This is a genomic window from Vibrio sp. Isolate33 (genome assembly GCF_022397895.1).
Classification (GTDB): Bacteria; Pseudomonadota; Gammaproteobacteria; order Enterobacterales; family Vibrionaceae; genus Vibrio; species Vibrio pomeroyi.
In genome coordinates this window covers 1-20858 of sequence record NZ_JAKEUP010000032.1, presented here as the reverse complement: position 1 = coordinate 20858, position 20858 = coordinate 1, and the positions used below count along the sequence as shown (strand labels likewise).

The window sequence follows — 20858 nt, the reverse complement described above, 5'->3', positions numbered from 1 at the left end:
ATTCTAACAGTAGCAGTTAGCGAAGTTGAATTACTTTTTGGTCACAGCGATAGGTAATTGTTCGTTAGCACCCCATTCAGTCCATGAGCCGTCGTAAACGCCCATTTCGCCCGAGTATCCCGCCAGTTTAGCGGCCAGTAGAATGATGCAGGCCGTCACACCGGAACCACAACTAAAGAACATAGGTTGAGATGGGTTTAAAGCTAACGTTGAAAATATGTCGGATAGCTCTTTTTGGGATTTCAATTTGCCTGCATTCAATACTTGTGCGAATGGCAAACAAATAGAATTTGGAATATGGCCACTGCGCAAGCCTTCACGTGGCTCTGGTACTTCTGAATCGAAACGAGCTTGTGAACGCGCATCTAGAATGTTTGCACTCTTAGCATCGGAGTAACTTTGGATTTGCTGAGCATTTACAAAGTAGTTGTCTTGAATATGACCTTCGAAGTTACCCGGTGTTGCTTCAGTTCTGTACGAAGTGTCTGTGGTGTAACCCGCTTCGATCCATGCAGGTAGACCACCATCTAATATGTAAACGTTTTTATGCCCCATCGCCATAAACATCCACCACGCACGAGGCGAAGCAAAGGTTCCAGAGTTATCGTAAACCACAATCGTACTGTCTTGATTCATACCAATTTCGCGAGCACGAGTGTTGAAGTGTTTTTCGGAAGGGAACATGTGAGGAAGCAAGGTGTGTTTGTTGCAAAAATCTTTGTCGTAATCAAAACGAATAGCACCAGGAATCATTTGTCCTTTGATCTTTTCCGACTCACTTGGGATCTGAAATTCGATACTGGCGTCTAGGAGGATGATGTTGTCTTGTTCTAGCAAACGTTGTTGAAGCTGTTCCGGTGAAATGAGTGGCTGATTCATTCTTCTTATATCCATTCTTGTTGTAGTTATTACTGTTGTAGTTATTACTGTTGTTATATCGACGACTAAGGCGCAGCTCTACAGTGGATGAACTGATAACTGCTTTGTCCGGTTATTTGATTGTTTAATGTATCAAGCGCGACCACAGAATCAATAGGGCAGTCTGTGGTGGGTGCAATAGAAACGCGAAATACTTCATCATCTTCTGTCTGAACGGTGAGGTAACGTCTGTGTCCGTCTAGTGATTGAGTGAGGGTATTCGAAATCACTTTGGCTTGAATGCGTTGTCCTGTCTCTGATGTCAAAGGGAAATAGGTAAGAGCCAACAGTACGCCCACACCACATATTAAGATAAATAGACCTATTTTTAACTGTTTCATGAGAGTAAGTCTTTGAAGGTTATCTTGAAAATATAAGAGAGATCGGCGTTAAAGTGAATCAAGTCAATCAGAAAAAATGAACTCACTCTAGATTCGAACCCAAACAAAAAGTGAGCATTGCAGCTCACTTTAAAGTTATCAGTAATGAGTCATGAAAAACTCTTAACTAAAAGCTCTTACCAAACGATTTGAGAATCCGTGCTCGATACCACTTGTTGTAATGGTGGTTGACCATCGTAGAACCAAATTTCGACCAAGAGAGAGTCGTGGTTCACAGGGGCAGTAAAGTTAGAGGCAAACACGCCATTGTTTAACGAGCCTGCAATCACTTTACTTGAGTAGTCCGGTTTCAAGGTAGAGTCATCTCGTGTGCTAAAACGGCTATAAACGGTGACAAAAGAGCGAGCGGTTGAAATGCTACTGATGTCGATGTCGAGATCAAATTGCTCAATTGAGCTGTAATCAAAGCCATCGGGCACAACCACATCACTCATCGTATAGGTTGGTGTTGCTGCCGCACTTGTTACCGGAGAAGGCGTTGCCGTCACTGGCGTGGAAGGCGCAGCGGGAGTCGACGGTGTTGCTGGTGATGGCGTAGATGCACTGCCGCCGCCTCCACCGCCGCCCCCACAACCAACTAATACCAGTGGAGTGACAGCTAAAATAACAGCCAACGATTTCTTCATATTCCAAGTGCTTTGTGCAGACATACGATTTTCCTCAGATAGATTGCGACTTGAAGCAACGCAATGAGCTTTTCGATATTGTTTATTTTGAATAGTCATAGCGTTTCTCCTTATGGCACGTAGCATTGGTTGTCTGCAGGTGATTCATGCCACGTTTGATTCGTGTCACCACCGGACTCTGCGTATTGTTTGAACTCAGGGTAAGCGGTAACAATATCCACATACTCTTGAGGCCATTGCCACTCATCGGTTGACGTGATGATCAGTGCCCAAGGGTGGTTCTCTGCCGTTTTGAAATATTTACCTGTTGATGGGTTACTGTCATCGACACCTAATCCAGCTTCAAAGAGGTTATCGGTATCAAAGGCTTCCGTTGGTGCTTGGTCTGGTAGGTGAACTTCCCAACTGCGTCCTGGGTGCAGAGGTAGATTTTCACCGTGATAGTAGCCAGGTGTTGCAAAGATAAACGGGTCGTAAGGCATATCTGTCCATGTATCAGTACTGATACCATCGCCTGATAAGCTGATTCCTATTTGGAAAGAGAACTGTTCGTCGTCTTTACATGAGTTACTGGTTCGATAGAAGGTACATGATGTTTCTGTTTTAGACGTTAAATCTTCGGCGGCAATAAATATCGCCTCACTACGTCCGTCCTCCATGTCTAAGTCAGTAAAGACGCCATTGTGTTTCATGTAAGAATTACCGCTGTCTACCGAGCTTGGAGCAAGGTTTGGTAAGCGAACAGCGAAACCATTTCTATAGGTTGCACCAACAGCAGCTAGGCGACCGTCGATAGTGGATTTCACTACTTTTCCGTCTTTTAGGATTTCTGTGATTCGATACATAATCACGGCATCATTCATATCGTAGTCGGCTTTATAAGGCCAGTTGTCTTCATACGCCAAGGTCGCGTAACCCGAAGCGCTTGGGAAGTAACGAGCTGTGGCACCGTCATTAAGAACATCGACTTGAATATCAACCACCTCACCAGATGTTGAACCACCAAAGTAGCTCAGGTTGGTTTGTTGACTGAATCTGAAACGAGCCCAAGTTGTCCCTGTTAGTGCGTTGATATCAACATTAAGGAACAAGTCATTCTCGCCCGCATCCAGTTGGTAGTCGGTAAATACCTGCTCATTAGCGCCGTCGAAGCTGCCATCTTGGTTCCAATCAATCCAAGCTGAAAGGTAACCAGTCGTTGAAGCTTCAATCACAACTTTTGAATCGAGTCCGGCTTCAAGTGCGGTAACAAAACCGATACCACCGTTTGCCCACTCGTCATCAATACCAACACTTTCATCCGATTGCGGTGTTACGTAGCCATCAAGGTCAGCGTCGGGTGCGTCTGTACCTAACCAAGTGATGCCATCAAGTTCATGTCGAGGACCATTACTTGCGAGCAGAGTAAGGTAGCTGTCTGGTGCATCACCGAAGTCGATGTTGGAATCTTCATCAACAACAGGGGCATTAGCACATCGTGCACCATCGTTTTGGTTAGAAGCTGGGCCGTTTGATACAAATTCAACGGCAGGAACAATCCCAGCAGCGATATTGGCTGCATTGTCTGGAGATAGGTTGATACGGTAGATCTTACCGTCTTGATTTCGAGATACGTAGTAGTAGCCGTTTACATCAAAATAACCTGCACCGAACGTACCTGTTTCTCCGGTATCGCCGATGTAGGTTTCGGCACCAGTTGTAGGGTTGAAGCTGTATAAGCCACCAGAGTTATTATCGATACCATATAGAGAGCCATCGCTTGGGTGGAAAGCGAAATCAGTTAATTTCACAGTTGCTGGGCTGCCTACAATTTTGTTAACGGTAACTGTCGCATTTGGATCGGTATCTAAAGGTGATAGATCAACTGTGAACAGCCCTTTACCAGTGCGGTACAGGTAGTAAACATGATCGTAAACGTCACCCACATAGAAGGTATGGTCTGTTGGCAGTCCACTGGTGTTGATAACTTCCGCTTGGAAGTCCTTGCCTAGGCGCACCAAGCGCTTGTTAGTGGTGTCATAACCGTAGATGTATCTGTCTTCGAAATCAAAACCAACACCGTTGATGTTAGCGTTCATCCCCGTATCGTCTTCTAGTAGGGTAGTTGAACCAGTAACGAGGTTGACTCCCCAGACTTGAACTGGAGTGGATTGAAAAAGGTATGCCTTACTAGGGCAAGTATCGAATGGCGCTGCGTTGGCGACCAGTGGCGCACTTAATAGCAAACTTAACGTTGTAATTCTCATATCTACATCCTTGTGATGGAAGGTCTAGATACTTAATCAAGTAATGTGCCATTTTTAAGTTTATGATTTTATGGGTTTTTATTTTAAGCAATTCAAGTTTTTGTTGTTTTCTCAAAATGAGAATTCAAATGAAACTAATCCCTTAATAATTATTTCAAATTGATAACCCTGAGTAGACGCTAAATTTAAGACATAAAAAAGCCCCGACTCATAGTCAAGGCTTAGGTTCTCGATAGGGGGATATGGTTTAGTCTATCCACACACCGAACAGCTAGGCATCTTCATCAAATTCATCTCGCGCCAGCTGTGTGACATGGCATCGAGAATTAGAAGCTTACCTTGTTTGGGCTGTCCAAATTTAGCAATCACCTTAATTGCTTCTAGAGCTTGAGCTGCGCCCACCATACCAACCACTGGCGCCATCACTCCGGCTTCAACACAGCTTAGAGCTGCATTGCCGAACAGAGCGCTTAAGCATTGGTAACACGGTGCATTTTCATCTTGATAAGTGAATACGCTAATCTGACCTTCCATGCGAATCGCAGCGCCAGAAACCAGTGGCGTTTTTGATGCGTAACATAAGCGGTTCAATTGATTGCGCGTTTCGACGTTATCGCTGGCATCAAGCACGAGTGAATGTGCTTCAATGAGCTTCGCCAGTACCTCGTCATCAAGTCTGTGATCGACGGTCTCAACTTTAAGGTGTGGGTTTAACACCTGCAGTGATTCTGCGGCTGAGTCGACCTTCTTCTTACCAATATCAGCATCAGTGTGAAGGACTTGTCGCTGCAGATTTGAAAGCTCAACAACATCATCATCGATTAGCGTTAGCTTACCAATACCTGCTGTTGCAAGATATTGAGCAGAAGCGCAGCCTAAGCCACCTGCACCTAACACCAAGATTGAGCCCTGTTTCAATGCTTCTTGGCCCTCGAAATCAAACTGCTTAAGGATGATCTGGCGGTTATAACGAAGCATCTCTGCGTCAGAAAGTATTTCCATCAGCAAGCCTCGTTAGTAAAGCGTAGAGTTAAACAGTTGAATCTGAACTGTTTCACCCACTTCCACGCGGCCACGTTCGCGCTCTAGTACCACAAAGCAGTTTGCTAGGCTCATTGAGCGGAAAGCACCAGAGCTTTGGTTACCTGTTGTTTCTACAACAAATTGACCGTTTTCAATCGAGTAGATACCACGCTGATAATCCGTACGACCTGGACCTTTTTTGAATGCCGATTTAGTTGTTGCAGGAATAGATTCTGGTGCGCTCCACGCAGTATGACCTGCAAGTTTAGCCAGCATAGGTTGAACTAACACGTACATGGTCATCATTGCAGAAACTGGGTTACCCGGAAGGCCACAGAACCAAGCGTTGTCTAACTCACCAAAAGCGAATGGTTTACCCGGTTTGATTGCTAGTTTCCAAAAGCCGATTTCGCCAAGCTCTTCAAGAATATCTTTGGTGTAATCCGCTTCGCCGACACTTACGCCACCAGATGTCACGACAACATCTGCTAACTCTTGAGCTTTTACAAAGGTCTCTTTAAGCGTTGCAGGGCAGTCAGGAATAATGCCTAGGTCAATCGCTTCGCAACCAAATGCTTCAATAAGCGGTTTAATGCCGTAGCGGTTGCTATCGTAGATTTGACCATCTTCAAGCGGCTGACCTAACGGTTTTAGCTCATCGCCAGTAGAGAAGAAAGCGACTTTAGGTTTGTGCGCAACAGTCAGATGGCTCACACCGAGTGAAGCTATCATCGGAATGTCGCGAGGTGTTAAACGTTCGCCACGGCTAAGAACGATGTCACCTTGTTTGATGTCGTCACCCGTTGGGCGAATGTTGTTGTTCAGTTTGATGTCATCTTGCTGAATCTCAATGCCCGTATCGGTTTCGCGAGTATTTTCTTGCATGATGACGGCATCACAGCCTTCGGGGATTTTTGCACCAGTCATAATGCGAATACAGGTATTGCTTGGCCATTCGCCCTCAAATGGTTGACCTGCAAAAGATTTACCCGCCAATGGCAGTACTTTACCGTTTTCTAGGTCCGCTAAACGCAACGCGTAACCGTCCATTGCTGAGTTATCAAAAGGAGGTACAAAAATAGGGGAGAGTATGTCTTCAGCAAGAACGTAGCCCAATGCATCCGCCAATGGCAGCGTTAGAGTCGTTTGAATAGGTTTGATTGGTGACAGCAGCTTATCTAGTGCTTCTTCAATTGGCATTAAGCCCGGAGCGTCGCAACAGCCCATAATTGAAATCCTTTGATCGTTATTGTTTTGATTTTGTGGTTGGCAATGGTGGTTGAAGAATGTTCAGAACACTTGATTCGCCAACGAAATTCTAGTCACTCTAGCACAGTTTAAGCCCCGTAAATAATGACCTCCCTTAAAATATGGGTGTATTTATTCAAAATTACGAGTATCCTTGTTTGCCATCCAGAAGGGGTAATAAAAGAGGAAGTTCAATGTCAGGTCTTAGCGAATCAGCGAAGTTGGTTAAAGATGCGCTAGCAAGCCGTGGTTTAGAGACACCAATGAATCCAAACCAGGTTAGCCGAGAAGAGAAAAAGGAACGAATCGAACACCATATGCGTGAGATTCTCACTCTACTCGAACTTGATCTTACGGATGATAGTCTGGAAGAAACGCCACACCGCATTGCTAAAATGTATGTGGATGAGATTTTCTCTGGTTTAGATTACGCAAATTTCCCTAAAATTACTGTAATTGAAAACAAGATGGGCGTTCGTGAGATGGTACGTGTAAAAGACATTACCGTGACTAGTACTTGTGAGCACCACTTAGTGACGATTGATGGTAAGACTGCAGTCGCTTACATCCCTCGTGGTAAAATCATAGGTCTGTCTAAGATCAACCGTATCGTGCGCTTCTTTGCACAGCGTCCACAAGTTCAAGAGCGCATGACTCAGCAGATCCTTGTCGCTTTGCAGACCTTGCTTGAAACAGAAGATGTTGCTGTAACTATTGATGCGGTTCACTACTGCGTGAAATCACGCGGTGTAATGGATGCAACCAGTGAAACAACAACCACAGCATTGGGCGGTATTTTTAAATCTAACCCAGCGACACGTCACGAGTTCTTGCATGGCCTACGTTAATCGCCTGTGATGTGATAAGTACGATTTAGCCTCAATAAATCGACAACCAAGATTCTAAGCCTCGCACTCGCGGGGCTTAATTATATGGTCCTCCTCACTCTCAACCCCTTAAGCTTAGAGCAGGCTCTCAGAATGAGGTGAACCAATGTCGTCATTCCCTAGAGTGAAGAATGAGCGAGTAGGGAATCTGTTGTTTTGTGTGCTTTCTGGCTTGGTATGAGGTCCCCGACTCAGTCGTTCCTCCTTCTCGGGGATGACTGAGAATATTGGGGAATCTGCTTCTATGAGGCTCGTTTGTTGGTGTTGTTGGTTGGAGATCCCCGACTCAGTCGTTCCTCCTTCTCGAGGATGACGGTGGTTATTGGCGTGTTAATGCAGAAGTGTTTCGATGAGTTTATTCCGTTGAATCTTGAGAGTAGTGGTGAAAGTGTTTACGTGAAACGCACCCAATAAATTTGGAGCACACACGTTCGTCATTCCCTAAAGCGAGGAACTAGCGTAATAGGGAATCTGCTTTTATGCGCTGAATTGATCGTGGAAACGGTGGTTGGGAATAGATGCGCTCTACAGAACCTATAAAGCGCAAATTTTGATACAGAAGCTGGTGGAGTGCTTAAGACAGGTTAAACAAACGCTTGAAGCGATGAACAAGTCCAGACGGCTTGTTCTCTGCTTGATAGATGTTCAAGCCATCATAAAAACTCGCCATAAACTCAACACGGATTTCGTCGTCTGTGCTTCTTGATAAGCGAGACAGCAGTTTGGCGGTTGCTGCCGCGTGATCATTGGCTAGGCTGTAATCCATGCCAAGTCTACCTTGAATGAACAACCATAAATGCGTTACCAACTTTAACTGCTGAGAGTTCGAGTTTTGAAACTTGTCGCTGTGCTCACTGCCTACCGTATTATCGAAGACATTTTGCATCGCTTCGCTAGCATCTTTGTTACTCTCAAAGCGATAGCTTGCGTCGATATGTTCTTTCGTCAGTAGACCAAGCAGTGTCTGACGTTCTGAATTATCAGGCTTATTCTCACAAGCGTGTTTAAACAGAGCATAGTTTTCGTCGATAAAAGACGCTAGCTCTTTCTCACAACCTGTCGCAATCGCAGTTACTGAGTCTAAACCAGACTCTTTCAAACAAACGTAGAGTTTAGTTTTAGCTTGCTGGTTTGCTTCAAGTTTCTGCTGACTGTTAGTTGGTAGCTCAGTCATTACTTTGTAGCTCTTCCCACGTTACTTCAGCTGATTGCGTGTCGCTATTTACGAACGCCGAGTTACCCGTCAGCATCACTGAAAGATCCATTGTACGTTGTGTCATTGCTGCTAATTGCTCGATACCTTCGTTATCTAGACGAACGATTTGAGCTTTTAGGTAACCGAATTTGCCTTTGTTCTGTTCCCACCAAACATTTGACTTAGTGTTGAAGCTGAATACGCGCACAGATTTAGATAGACGAGTCGCTTTCTTAACACGTTCTGGATCCGGTTCGCCCACATCAACCCATTCTAAGATCTGGTCATCTAAAGACTTCTGCCATAAATCTGGTTCTTCAATGCTAGACAACCCTTTAGTGAACTCAAGTTCAGGAGATGCATTGATACAAAAAGCCATGATACGAGCCATCATTCGCTGTTCTGTTTCAGAGGGATGTTGTGCAACCGTTAGATTAAAAGAGTCGTAATAGTCGCGATTCATATCGGTTAAAGAGATACGAAACTTGTAGATTGTCGGTTTAAGAGCCATTGAGGAGGTGTCTTAGGTAGAAATAGTGAAGGGGAATATTACCTTAAATCTCTGAATAGCGGGTAAAAAAATAGCCAGCAGAGGCTGGCTATTTTTAGAAAGCTTTAAAATACTAAATTAAAGTACTTTGATGCTGTCAGCTTGTGGGCCTTTTTGACCTTGAGATACTACGAACTCAACTTTTTGGCCTTCAGCAAGAGTTTTGAAACCGTCGCCTGTGATAGCAGAGAAGTGTGCGAATACGTCTGGGCCGTTTTCTTGTTGAATGAAGCCGAAGCCTTTAGTTTCGTTGAACCACTTTACTGTACCAGTAACTGTGTTAGACATGATGATATCCTAAAATTAAATTTTTATTTTGAGCCAATTGTGGCACTGATAGCGCGGAAAAGTTTATTGCTATTGCGTACAACACAACGGGGTTACTAGTAATCCAACGAAATGTTTATATACAAAGAACTTTCTTTCTAGCCGGAAACGAGTCTAAATCAAATCAGGGGATAGTCAATCGAATACATAGGGAAAGGTTGCAGAAACTTGGGGGTAGTCAAACTTTGCATTCCTTAAATATCATGGAGTTACAGTTGTATGGTGATTTCTTGTCGTTTTTGTGAAAAACATAGGTACGTTTGATGACAAAATTAGAGTCGTTGCACTGTTTTGGCACATTTTATTTTGCAGTGAGTGAGCCGTTAATTGGACTTTTAGCCCAGCTTTAACGGCTTTTATTTATAAACTGCGTTGGCAGTATCGTGTCTCGAATTTTAAAGAGGATCAGGTTATTTTTTCAGTCGGTAAAGGTTGCCGTTGTCAGTACTAAAATAGATGTCACCGTTTGGTGAGGTTTCGATGTCTCTAATCCTTTCCCCTAAGTCTTCTAGAATGCGCTCTTCTTTTATTGCCTCACCTTGCTCGTTGACTGTGACGATATTGATGTGGGTAAGTTTGAGTGCCCCTGCCAACAGTTTACCTTGCAGTTCTGGGTACTTTTCGCCTTGGTAGACGATCAAACTGCCCGGTGCGATCGAGGGAATGTATACCTTTTTAGGCGCTTCGATTCCTTCTTTGGTTTCCGAATCACCGACGCTGATAGGGCCCCAATACTCTTTGCCGTGCGAAGTCACTGGCCACCCGTAGTTGGCTCCGGCTTTTATTAGGTTGATTTCATCACCGCCACGGGGACCGTGTTCAATAGACCAAAGCTTTTGACTTGGAAAGTCATAGATAAGCCCTTGTGGGTTGCGGTGACCGAAACTCCAAATCTCATTGAGAATCTGGTCGTTATCTGTGAAAGGGTTGTCGCTTGGTGTGCTTCCATCGGCATTTAATCGCAATATCGAACCAGCATGGGTTAAGGTGTTTTGACCGTTGTCTCGGTCACCACGATCACCAATGGAAAAGTACAGGTGACTATCGTCAAAGGTAATGCGACTGCCAAAGTGACGACCTGTGTCGGTTCTCGACTTAGAAACAAACACATCTTGCCAATTGGTTACTTCATCATCTTTGTATGTAACAGAAGCGAGTGTGGTTACGCCTTCGCCATCGACGTCTTTACTGTAGGTAACATAGAACTTGTCTTCTTCAAAAGGGGATAGCGTGATATCCAGCAGACCACCTTGTCCTTTTGCCCATACATTGGGTAGCCTGAACAGTGTATTTTGCTCTCCCGACTTCAGATCAATGTGTTTAATGACGCCTGCTTTTTCTGTGAGAAGCATAGAGTTGTCATCGACATAAGCTAGGCCCCATGGGATTACGAGACCGTCTGTGATCTTCTCAGCTTGCCATGCAAACACTGGGGTTGAAGCGATGACGCCTGATGCGATGATTGCAAGTGCAGAAGAACGAATACGATGAGATGTGTTCATTGAAGTCCCTTGATTGTCATGACGTTGTATTAGTTTAGCTTGCGCTCGGAAAGTAGATAGCTAAGGTAACTAGGGCAAGTGAAAAGTCACTATTCACATATTTAGTTCAGTCAGTATTGTATGATTATACAAGCTCACGTATGTTTACCCTGCCAAACTCTAATTGATTCCTTTCGGAGCACCATGAATACCACACCTGCAACATGCTCACTACTTTACGCACCTTCATGTTGTCAGGTTGATGACCCAAGTCTCTTTTTAACCCCGCGTGCTGCATCATGAGTCGTCGATTCGATTTTAAGTCGATTTTACTGGCGTGTTTGGTCATCAGTATTGGCCAACTCAGCATGGGTTTGGTGTTTCCTTCTTTACCTTGGATCGCCAAAGATTTTGATGTCTCACTAGAGCAAGCTCAGCTTCTGGTGAGTGTGTATTTGTTGGGTTTTGGCCCATCTCAGTTTATTTATGGCCCAATTTCAGACGCTTTAGGACGTAAAAAGGTGCTCTTGAGTGGCCTGCTACTCGCCATGCTTGGCCTTTTGATGATCATCTTTTTCAGCCACTCGTTTACCAGTATGGTGATGGGACGATTCCTGCAAGGCTTAGGTACGGGCTGTTGTGCTGTGCTTGCTCGCGCTTCCACAAGGGATAGGTTCAGCGGAGCTGACTTACCCTTGGCGATGTCCTATATCGCAATGGTTGCGTCTATCACTCCTCTGATTGCGCCTGTTATCGGTGGGTTTATCAACTTCCACTTTGGCTGGAGTATGGTATTCATCTCGCTACTTGGGTATGTCTCATTGGCTTGGGGGGTATTGGCGTTCAAATTCAAAGAAACCGTTACTCAGTTCTCTGCGATTCCTTCACCGAAGAAAATGGCGTTGCAATACAAAGAGCTACTCACTTCTCGCTACTTTATGAGTTTTGCGAGCATTGGCTGGCTTAACTTTAGTTTGATGATCACCACTGTGTCGGTGATGCCGTTTATCATGCAGAACCAGATCGGTATGACGTCTGACGAATACGCTATGTGGGCGGTGATTCCTGCGTTGGGCATGCTTGGCGGAACTAGCTTGTGTAACCGTATTCGTCCAATATTAGGCAATAAGAAAACACTGCTGTGCACGCCTGTGTTACACATCTCTGCTGCGTTGTGGCTTTTCTTCTGTCCTCTTGAACCTTTGTATCTAATGATTGGCCAGTTTCTGATGATACTCGGTAATGGTATTGCGCTGCCTTGTGCTCAAGCTTTGGTGATGCTGCCTTACAAGAAGAATGCAGGCGCGGCTGCTGCGATGTCGGGCGGTGGTCAAATGGTCGTGTCTTCGATTGTCAGTATGGGTTTGGTTAAGCTTGGATTAGGAGAGGCGTGGCATTTATCACTGGTCATTGCATTATTCACTGTGATTACCCTGTTTAATATTCTACGTGGCTTTAGTAGCCAAGAAGCTAGAGATTCTCAGCTTAGCTAGTTAAAATAGTTAGCGAATCCAAACTAAAAAGGCCATTGAAGTGATGAATTTCAATGGCCTTTTCAATGTTCAGCTTTTTGGTTTAAGTTGCCAAAATATAAGCTATTCGCAGACCACAGCGACTTTCTCGCTTGCGGCAGTTTTAGCTGGAACCGGATGGTCGATCAGTCGGATAGGGGACTCATACAACGCAGACAGTGCCTGTTCATCAAGTAACTTATCGGCGCTGCCTTCAAATGCAATTTGGCCTTTCTTCAGAGCAACGATGTGTGTCGCGTAGCGTAGCGCAAGGTTCAAGTCGTGCAGAATCACGATAACACCAACGTCTTCCTTTTTGTTCAGTTCAGACAGTAAACCCATCAGTTGGAATTGGTGATGAACATCCAGTGCTGATGTTGGTTCGTCGAGGATTAACACAGGTGACTGCTGAGCAAGCAACATCGAGACCCACGCACGTTGGCGTTCACCGCCGGATAAATCGTCCGCTAACGCCTGTGAAAACTCAGCAACGCCCGTTCTCTCCATCGCTTGTTGGATGATGGATTTGTCTTCAGAGTTCCAACGACCTAACGCGCCTCGCCAAGGGAAGCGCCCTAAACGAACCAGTTCTTCTACCGTTAAGCCTGCAGAAGCAGGAAGCTTTTGTGGCAAATACGCAATCTTCTTGGCTAAGTCTTTGCTTTTTAATGAAGAGAGAGATGCATCGTCTAATTCAACAGTACCGAAGTCTGGTGACATCTGCCCAGAGAGCAAGTTAACCAGAGTGGATTTACCAGAGCCATTGTGACCTAAAACCACGGTAAGCTCATTGGTCGGAATGGAAAGCTCGTCAATTGAGAGAATGGTTCGCTCATCACGAACGATTTTGATGTTTGAAAGCTGAAACATGTCAGTCCTGTCTTTAGACCAATAAAGCTGCTCAATAAAAGCAGCTTTACTGGTCTCTAAAAATAGATGGTGATATTACGCAGTTTTTTTATTGTCAGGGTGTCTAGGGCAATCGTCGCAATACTTCCTAGAGTCGCATTTGTAGACTAGGCAGCAGCTTACTCTAATCAGTTTAAGCATCCCAGAATCGGCATCGACCTTGAGGCTGTCTAAGTGACTTTCTGGCAGTTGGCATGCGTCTAACCAAAGCTTAGCTTGTGCAGTGATGTAGTCGTTGGTCAGGCTCGGTTCATGTTGCTGCAATTTGATCAAACTGCCTAACAGCAGATCCGCCAACAAATGGTTAGTAAAACCAGGGCGGATGCGTGTCCATTCACTTATTTGGCTGCGATAAAACTCAGTAAGTGCAAGTATGGCTTCGCCCGCTTTAGGTATCAATTCTTCAGGTGAGCCGTGTTGATGATCACCATTAAAGAAGCGATACCCTGTGACGAACTCTTTGTACCTAAACTGACCGATATTCTTTATATCAGGCAGCGAGTGAAGGCCGTAGATAGAAACGAAGGTCACATAGATGGGCTGCCAGCAGACGAGATCCCAAGTTCGGGTCAACCAATAAGCTTTACCTGCTTCTGTGTGATTTTCCGCTAAGCCATCGTAAACACGTTTGATCTCGATATGGCTCTTATCATTCGTCATTGCGATGCTTCTGCTGCTCAGAGAACCATAACTGCCACTCAAATAAGGCGTGACTTGTTTAGAGTAAGCGAAGATTTTTTGGTGTAGAGAAGGGGCTCTCCGACGAGTGATGATGTTGTGCAGCTGGGAAAGCATCTTAAACCATTAAATGAGAATCAATTTCGTTATCATAGCTAACCTTAGCGAGGATAACCATACAAAATGGAGCATACCCTTGGAGAACTCGTTATATAAGATATTTATAAATTGAGTATGCCTTCGTCATTTTTAAGTGATAAAAGTCGCTTTAAATGATAAAAAGTATTTCTGAATCTAATATGTTGTTGCCACTACCGAGAGTTTGAAAGCTTGACTATGAACACACCTGCATTTGACCGTATTAGCCGTGTATTGGCTTATATCCATGCGAATCTTAGCTCGACACTATCGCTAGAAGATATTGCGAAACAGAGCTGTTGGTCTCGCTGGCAGTTGCAAAGAGTGTTTCAAGCTGAAACGGGACTGACCGTGGCAAACTACGTCAGAGAGTTAAAGCTAAGCCAAGCGGCTGAAGAACTGTTGGACAGCAAAGAGCGAGTGATTGATATCGCGCTTGAACTCGGATTCAATTCAGAAATTAGTTTTAGTCGCTCTTTTAAGCAGATGTTTGGTTCCAGCCCTAGTCAGTATAGAAAAGCGGGCAAAAGAGCAGGGCTTAGAAAACCGATACAAGTATCTGAAACGGTAAGCGCTGCTGATAATGGTCCACTCAGTTTTGTCGAAGTCCGTATTGATGAAAGAGAGTCATTCCTTGTTAAAGGTATCACCTCAGAAATAAGCGGCTTGTTTTCACTGACACAAGACTTTGCAGAGAAAGTCCCTCAATTGTGGTCGCGCTTGGAAGGCGAAGTGACACTGCCAGACGATAACGCACTTCAGTTTATTGGTGTTATTGACCTTACCCAATCTTGCTTTGATGGTACCAATATTCATTATTGGGCCGGAGTAGAACTGAATGATGAGATTTCAATTCCTCAATTGCCGAGCATTATCTCTGATAAGTTAGACGTATTAACCATTCCAAAGCAAACCTATGCCGTGGTTAAACACTGTGGTCCGATTGAGAACCTTAGACACACTCTGAGTTGGTTTGTACTTAACTGGCTGCCGAGTTCTGGCTATCGAGGTGTTGACGGTTATGAGCTTGAAGTATACCCATTAGCCTATCAAGCTCGTGCCACAGATGCTGTCATGGAATACTGGGTTCCTATTACTAAATCCTAGTCATACCTTCGTTTCACCCTTTCGTTAAACCTCATCTAAAATAGGGTCAATTGTGCTTTTAATCAGCAATTGACCTGATTCCATTGAAAATAGGCCAAGTTCTTTGTGAGTTTGCACCAAATTGTTAATTATCCCATTCATAGATACATACAATGCAAATGAGATTTATTATTATTTATATTAAGCATTGGTACCGAGGGAATCATGACCACTCACACTCGTTTTAAGTATTCATCACTTGCAGTAGCGTTGCTCACTGCATTTTCAGCGCAAGCCTTGGCGGAAGAGACAGCCACAGCAGCAGATTCGAATGTAGAAACTGTTACGATTATGGGTAAAGCCTATCGTAATACCGCGACTAAGTCGGCACTTGAGCCAGAAGAAACGCCTCAAGGTATTACCGTTATTGATGAAGAACAGTTAGAGCAACGAGGTGTTCAATCTCTGAATCAAGCCCTTCGTTATGCACCGGGTGTTGTAACTGAAAACCGTGGTAGCTCGGTGGCAATGTTTGATTCTTACTCTATCCGTGGTTTTGCTACCAACAACGTTAACTACTACGATGGTCTTTCACTTCAATTCTTGAATGGTTGGAACCTACAACCGCAGATTGATCCGATCGCAATGCAGCAAGTCGAGATCTTCAAGGGCCCTACCTCTGTGCTTTACGGCGCAATGCCACCGGGTGGTATGGTGAACATGATTGCTAAAGCTCCACAAACGGAATCGTCGACTAAAGTTGGCGTAGCAACAGGCTCTCGCAATCTACAAGAAGCGTCTATTGATACCACAGGTCAGTTTGGTGACAGTGATTTTTCTTACCGTTTGATCGCACTTGCTCGCAAGCAAGATAGCCAAGTTGATAATGCAGAAGAAGAGCGGTACTTAATTGCTCCTTCTGTAGACTGGCAAGCAACCGATAACACGTTAATCAACTTCAATCTGTACTACCAGAATGATCCTTCAATGGGCATCAACTCGGCAATGCCACTCGATGTGCTGAAAGCAAGCGATCCATCTGTTTCTATGGGTGACAAGAACTGGAGTAAATTCGAACGTGAAGTGTTGATGGTTGGCTATAAGATTAACCATGACTTCAATAACAATTGGACGTTCTTACAGAATGCTCGCTATACCGACGCATCTCTATATCAAGAGAACACTTACCATGTGAGCTACGATCCAAGTACGCCGAACCAGCTAGACCGTTACTTGTACTCTACTGATGAGAGCTTTAAAGGGTTTGTTATTGATAACCAATTGAGCGGTATCGTTAATGTTGGTTCAGTAGAACACAACTTATTGCTTGGTTTAGATTACCAAGACCTAGATGGCAATGTTAACTACTCGTCGTACAGTGCGAATGGTAGTGGTTTCAATAGCTTTGATCCATTGAACCCGAACAATGATCTACTAGACCGTAGTGATGTGACTAAGACGGGTGAATATCTAGATGATACGACGTCAAGTCAGCTGGGTTTCTACGTTCAAGACCAAGTTCGTCTAGACGCATTAGTACTGATCGCTGGTGCGCGATTTGATCACTACAAATCTGAGAGTGATTACTACGCTCATGAATCTGATCATAAGCAGTTCACTTACCGCTTAGGTGGCTTGTACCAGTTTGATAATGGTTTAGCACCGTTTGCAAGCTATGCGACGAGTTTCGAACCAGCTCCGGGTGTTGATAAAGCGGGCAATGAGTTTGATCCAGAGAACGCACAACAAGCAGAGATTGGTGTGAAATACCTGTCCGACGATATGTCGAAAGAAGCAACGGTTTCTTTATTCCATATTGTTAAGCAAGACATGTTGATGACAGACCCGACAAACGTTTATGGTCCAAGAATCCAAGTCGGTGAAGTGGTATCGCAAGGAGCAGAACTGTCTGGACGTTGGTTTGCGACAGAAAACTTCGATATTGCGGCTTCATACACGTATGTTGATATGGAAATTACCGAAGACTCTAGCAACGGTTTAGAAGGTACGACTCCAATCTATGTACCTGAGCACACAGCTAACATGTGGGCTAACTACAACGTATTTAAGGGCATGCTAGCAGGCTCACGATTCAGTGCAGGTGCTCGTTACGTTGGCGAAATGCAAATGGACGCAAGCAATACTCAAGGTAAAGTTCCGTCTTACACGGTTGTCGACTTATCGGTGGGTTATGATTTGGGTGCAGCAAGCGATACGCTATTTGGCGCAACAGCGAACCTAGCGGTGAACAATATTTTCAACGAAGAATATTACGCGTGTTACGACCAATCGAACTGTTGGTTCGGTGCTGAGCAGTCTGTAGAGCTAAGCGTAAACTATGAATTCTAACTAAGTTAGCATTCTCAATTTTAAAGCAGCCTTTTCTGGGCTGCTTTTGTCGTTTGTAGAAATATCGAATTTAGATTAAGTAGGCAAATATATGAGCTTAAAACCAATAGCTTCTCATTTTTCTAAAGTAAAACAATTTAATACAAAACTCGTTCTAACGATGTTAGCGAGTGCTTTATCGTTTAATGCGATGGCGGATTTCCAAGTTGAAGACAGTGAGGGGATTAAAACCCTTGAAGTTCAGCCTGTTAGAGTGGCAGCGCTTAACTGGGATATTGCAGAGCAAGTGATTGAACTCGGTGTTACGCCAGTTGCGGTGCCTGACATTGCAGGATATACCGATTGGGTTGTTCAACCTGCGATTCCAGAAGGTGTGGCGGATATTGGCACTCGAACTGAGCCTAATTTTTCTGCTTTGAAGAAGCTAAACCCAGATGTGATTCTTATCGCTTCACCTCAGAAAGATCTTCAGGAGCGACTCTCTGAAATCGCGCCAGTACTTTACTACCAAACGTACAGTGAACAGCACAGCAATGCGGCGGCGGCTATCGAGAATTTCAAGAAGATAGGCCAATTGCTTGGCAAAGAAGAGCAAGCGAACAACAAATTGGCTGCGATGGATGAGCGTCTTGAGGTTTTAAAAGCTGAACTAGATAAAGCGTACCCGGGCGATAAGCCGAAAGTGACATCTTTCCGTTTTGCGAGCACGACTTCGGTTTACATATACGGTGACAACTCAATTCCGCAATATGCGCTTGAACAGCTGGGCTTCGAAAATGCGATGGATCTTCCTGCGAGTCAGTGGGGTATCAGTCAAAAGCGTATGACAGAGCTTAAGAACGTCAAGGGTGGCATTGCGCTGTACTTTGAACCTTTCCCATATCAAGACAAGTTAGATCGTTCTCCGGTTTGGAAGAGCATGCCTTTCGTTCGTAATGGTCAATTTAGCCCTGTAGCAGCAAGCTGGAGTTACGGCGGTGCTATGTCGATTTTGTATAACGCAGAAGCGATGGCGCAATCGTTGTTGACGTTAGCGGAGCAGTAATGAAATCCAGTGGTTTGATGATGGGGACGGTACTATTTATCGCCGCCCTTATTCATTTATGGTTAGGCCAGTCTGAATTTGGCCCTGTCGGTGAGTTGTTCCAACAAGTCTCACAGATCAGTGACATCGTTACATTCAATAAAATGGTCGATGATTCATTCGAGTTGATGGCATTAATCTATGTCAACTTACCTCGTTTAGTGATGGCGATTCTGGTTGGTGGAACACTCGGCACCATAGGTAGTTTGTTCCAGCAGTTAACGCAAAACCGTATGATGTCTCCGCTAACACTCGGAACATCATCAGGGGCGTGGCTTGGTCTGGTCATTCTGAACGTGGTTGCGCCAATGTTGGTTGCTCAATATTCGGTTTGGTTTGCGCTGATAGGCGCGCTGCTTGCAATGGGGCTGATTGTCTCTATTGTTGGCATCAAAAACATGAGCGGCTTGCCAATTGTTTTGGCGGGCATGGCGGTTAACTTACTGTTAGGCGCATTCGCAACTGCGATTATTTTGCTTAACGACCAGTACGCACAGAACTTGTTTGTGTGGGGAGCGGGTGATCTCGGGCAGAACGGTTGGGAACAAGTGCTTTGGCTGATGCCTAAGTTACTGCCAATCTTTGCTATTTTCCTGTTGGCTCCAAGAGTTTTGACTCTGCTTTCAATCGGTACAGAAGGGGCTGCTACGCGTGGTCTTAACATCGGCACGACCTTCTTTGTACTTATGGCGATTGGTGTTTGGCTGGTTTCCGTGTCGATTACTTCGGTGGGTGTGATCAGCTTTATTGGTTTGATTGCGCCAAACATCGCGAGACATTTGGGTTTTTTAAAGGCGAAATCGGAACTCATCGCAAGCTGCGTGTTAGGTGCGCTGTTGCTTTGTGTGACCGACAGCTTGGCGATTTTCTTAGCGCAATGGTCTTTGGATATGATTCCAACAGGCACGGCAACCGCGGTGATTGGCGCTCCAGCTTTGATCATTATTGCTCGCAAGCAGATGTCAGCCCAAGATCAGCTCTTCTTCTCGATGCCTAAAGGACCAAAGTCTATTTCACCTTTGGCTTATTTCTTATTGGGCGCGATGATCTTCGGTTTACTGGCGTTAAGTACATTGTCACAACCTTCTTCAGACATGGGCTACTTCGTTGTCCCTGATGCCTTCGAGTGGTCTATTCGCTGGCCTAGAATGTTAACCGCAATATTCGCTGGTGGCGGTTTGGCTGTGGCGGGTGTGATTTTACAAAGGCTAGTTTACAACCCACTTGCGAGCCCAGACATTCTTGGCGTATCGGCAGGTGCGGTGCTAGCTTTGATTTTCAGTAGCCTGTTTATGGGATACTCGATTCACTCGCTAAGCCCATGGGTAGCGTTTTTGGGCAGTGCGATTGCACTCTGTTTGTTGCTGTTCCTTGGCAAGAAGCATCAGTTTGCTCCGTCTATCTTAATTCTGACCGGTATCTCGCTGACCGCGGTGTTAGAGGCTTTAGTGCAGTTTTCCTTAACACGAGTTGGTGAGGGGAAATACACTTTACTGGCTTGGTTGGCAGGCTCTACATATCGTGTTGAACCTGATGCGGCAACGATCATGGCTATCGTGATCACTGTTTGCATTTGCGTTGCTTTACTGTTGAGTCGTTGGGTGACGTTAATTGCGGCTGGCCGTCAGTTTGCTAGCGCAAGAGGGCTGAATATCAACATCGCCTATGTGGCTCTGTTGTGTATTGTTGCGGTGTTATGTTCGATGGTGACAACCACCATGGGACCGGTCGCCTTTGTTGGTCTATTGGCTCCACATATTGCTGCCATGGTTGGTGCTCGCTTGGTTCGAGAGCAGATCATCTTATCGTTTTTGATTGGTGCAGCACTGATGTTATTCGCCGACTGGCTGGGGCAAGTGGTGGTGTTTCCAGCGCAGCTCGCGGCTGGCACACTAGTTTCGATTATCGGTGGTAGTTACTTCATCTTCTTGTTGCTGAAATCTCGAAGAGTGTGAGTTAACGGTTAGCAAGTTAAGCGCTAAGTTCTTTGATCACCGAAACAAGTATGAAAGGCAGTGATTGGAATCATCCATCACTGCCTTTTTTATTGGCTCCTCAAAACCACCGCCTAGGGCGGTGGTGATTGCTCCTTGAGGCTATAGCCTGAAGAAGTGCCCATGTTAGAAGTAACCTCTTATTCACCACAAGTAAGAGGAAACAACCACATGGGCGATTACAGAAGTTCATCAAGAAGTTCATCA

The 20858-nt window shown here is 44.9% G+C and carries 18 protein-coding genes; 6 read left to right on the top strand and 12 right to left on the bottom strand.

The annotated features are described in order from the left end of the window. Positions 1 to 30 precede the first annotated feature (30 nt). The 6 genes from L1D37_RS23520 to moeA form a co-directional block, all read right to left on the bottom strand. Positions 31 to 879 (bottom strand): sulfurtransferase, encoded by an 849-nt coding sequence (locus L1D37_RS23520; RefSeq protein ID WP_239849311.1) that lies wholly within the window; start codon positions 877 to 879, stop codon positions 31 to 33. A 65-nt stretch (positions 880 to 944) separates the two neighbouring features. Further along, positions 945 to 1259: a hypothetical protein gene (locus tag L1D37_RS23515; protein ID WP_239849310.1), complete on the bottom strand. Its 315-nt coding sequence runs from the start codon at positions 1257 to 1259 to the stop codon at positions 945 to 947. A 176-nt stretch (positions 1260 to 1435) separates the two neighbouring features. Further along, positions 1436 to 2044 (bottom strand): hypothetical protein, encoded by a 609-nt coding sequence (locus L1D37_RS23510; protein WP_239849309.1) that lies wholly within the window; start codon positions 2042 to 2044, stop codon positions 1436 to 1438. 11 nt (positions 2045 to 2055) lie between these two features. Next, positions 2056 to 4191 (bottom strand): LruC domain-containing protein, encoded by a 2136-nt coding sequence (locus tag L1D37_RS23505; protein WP_239849308.1) that lies wholly within the window; start codon positions 4189 to 4191, stop codon positions 2056 to 2058. Positions 4192 to 4443: 252 nt separating this feature from the next. After that, the gene (gene moeB, locus L1D37_RS23500) at positions 4444 to 5193 is read right to left on the bottom strand and encodes a molybdopterin-synthase adenylyltransferase MoeB (protein ID WP_239849307.1); all 750 of its coding nucleotides are present in this window, start codon (positions 5191 to 5193) and stop codon (positions 4444 to 4446) included. A gap of 12 nt (positions 5194 to 5205) precedes the next feature. Further along, positions 5206 to 6441, bottom strand: a complete 1236-nt coding sequence (gene moeA, locus L1D37_RS23495; protein WP_239849306.1) for a molybdopterin molybdotransferase MoeA — start codon at positions 6439 to 6441, stop codon at positions 5206 to 5208. A gap of 215 nt (positions 6442 to 6656) precedes the next feature. Here moeA and folE point away from each other — a divergent pair, with 215 nt between their 5' ends. Then, positions 6657 to 7310: a GTP cyclohydrolase I FolE gene (gene folE / locus L1D37_RS23490; RefSeq protein ID WP_239849305.1), complete on the top strand. Its 654-nt coding sequence runs from the start codon at positions 6657 to 6659 to the stop codon at positions 7308 to 7310. A gap of 613 nt (positions 7311 to 7923) precedes the next feature. Here folE and L1D37_RS23485 read toward each other — a convergent pair. From L1D37_RS23485 to L1D37_RS23470, 4 genes are all read right to left on the bottom strand, one after another. After that, positions 7924 to 8523 (bottom strand): hypothetical protein, encoded by a 600-nt coding sequence (locus tag L1D37_RS23485; RefSeq protein WP_239849304.1) that lies wholly within the window; start codon positions 8521 to 8523, stop codon positions 7924 to 7926. Continuing rightward, positions 8516 to 9055, bottom strand: a complete 540-nt coding sequence (locus L1D37_RS23480; RefSeq protein WP_239849303.1) for a YaeQ family protein — start codon at positions 9053 to 9055, stop codon at positions 8516 to 8518. Before L1D37_RS23480 ends, L1D37_RS23485 begins: the two co-directional genes overlap by 8 nt. Before the next feature lie 117 nt (positions 9056 to 9172). Continuing rightward, a complete protein-coding gene (locus tag L1D37_RS23475; protein WP_010430417.1) occupies positions 9173 to 9382 on the bottom strand; it encodes a cold-shock protein in 210 nt (69 codons plus the stop codon). Between the two features lie 449 nt (positions 9383 to 9831). Beyond that, on the bottom strand, positions 9832 to 10923 hold the full coding sequence (locus L1D37_RS23470) for a PQQ-dependent sugar dehydrogenase (protein WP_239849302.1): 1092 nt from the start codon (positions 10921 to 10923) through the stop codon (positions 9832 to 9834). A 278-nt stretch (positions 10924 to 11201) separates the two neighbouring features. On the opposite strand from L1D37_RS23470, the gene L1D37_RS23465 reads away from it, so the two are divergent. Beyond that, positions 11202 to 12395 carry a multidrug effflux MFS transporter gene (locus tag L1D37_RS23465; protein WP_239849301.1) on the top strand — a complete coding sequence of 398 codons (1194 nt, stop codon included), beginning with the start codon at positions 11202 to 11204 and terminating at the stop codon, positions 12393 to 12395. A 102-nt stretch (positions 12396 to 12497) separates the two neighbouring features. Here the strand turns inward: L1D37_RS23465 and L1D37_RS23460 are convergent, their stop codons facing one another. After that, positions 12498 to 13283: an ABC transporter ATP-binding protein gene (locus L1D37_RS23460; RefSeq protein ID WP_239849300.1), complete on the bottom strand. Its 786-nt coding sequence runs from the start codon at positions 13281 to 13283 to the stop codon at positions 12498 to 12500. 75 nt (positions 13284 to 13358) lie between these two features. Continuing rightward, positions 13359 to 14117, bottom strand: a complete 759-nt coding sequence (locus tag L1D37_RS23455) for a siderophore ferric iron reductase (protein WP_239849299.1) — start codon at positions 14115 to 14117, stop codon at positions 13359 to 13361. A 219-nt stretch (positions 14118 to 14336) separates the two neighbouring features. Between L1D37_RS23455 and L1D37_RS23450 the strand changes: the two genes are divergently transcribed. The 4 genes from L1D37_RS23450 to fhuB all read left to right on the top strand — a co-directional run bounded on the left by L1D37_RS23450 (position 14337) and on the right by fhuB (position 20612). Then, positions 14337 to 15245: an AraC family transcriptional regulator gene (locus tag L1D37_RS23450; protein ID WP_017631137.1), complete on the top strand. Its 909-nt coding sequence runs from the start codon at positions 14337 to 14339 to the stop codon at positions 15243 to 15245. Between the two features lie 204 nt (positions 15246 to 15449). Beyond that, positions 15450 to 17573 carry a TonB-dependent siderophore receptor gene (locus L1D37_RS23445; protein WP_239849298.1) on the top strand — a complete coding sequence of 708 codons (2124 nt, stop codon included), beginning with the start codon at positions 15450 to 15452 and terminating at the stop codon, positions 17571 to 17573. A gap of 91 nt (positions 17574 to 17664) precedes the next feature. Then, positions 17665 to 18618: an iron-siderophore ABC transporter substrate-binding protein gene (locus L1D37_RS23440; protein ID WP_239849297.1), complete on the top strand. Its 954-nt coding sequence runs from the start codon at positions 17665 to 17667 to the stop codon at positions 18616 to 18618. After that, positions 18618 to 20612 (top strand): Fe(3+)-hydroxamate ABC transporter permease FhuB, encoded by a 1995-nt coding sequence (gene fhuB / locus L1D37_RS23435; RefSeq protein WP_239849296.1) that lies wholly within the window; start codon positions 18618 to 18620, stop codon positions 20610 to 20612. Before L1D37_RS23440 ends, fhuB begins: the two co-directional genes overlap by 1 nt. The last annotated feature ends 246 nt before the right edge of the window (positions 20613 to 20858 follow it).